The organism is Acinetobacter sp. ANC_7503 (genome assembly GCF_056780035.1).
On sequence record NZ_JBWYJA010000045.1, the window covers coordinates 1 to 231 of the forward strand.

The 231-nt window shown below is 42.9% G+C and carries 1 protein-coding gene; it reads left to right on the plus strand.

Translation table 11 applies throughout. The features are described 5' to 3' along the window. A partial coding sequence (locus AC1M9M_RS14890; RefSeq protein ID WP_481596721.1) for an Ig-like domain-containing protein occupies positions 1-231 on the plus strand: 231 nt, incomplete at both ends.

Genomic DNA, 231 nt, shown 5'->3' on the forward strand with positions numbered 1-231 from the left:
ATGCGACTGTAGATCCAGAAGGTAACTGGTCGTTCACACCGACTGAAGAATTACCAGAAGGTGAATATACAGTTAAAGCTGAAGCGAAAGATGCGGTGGGTAATACTGCTACTGAAACTGCGGATGGCAAATTAACTGTAGATACAACTGCACCATCTGATACCGATGTAACGATTGATCCAATTGCGGATACAAACGATACAACACCAGAAATCACAGGTACAACTGAAC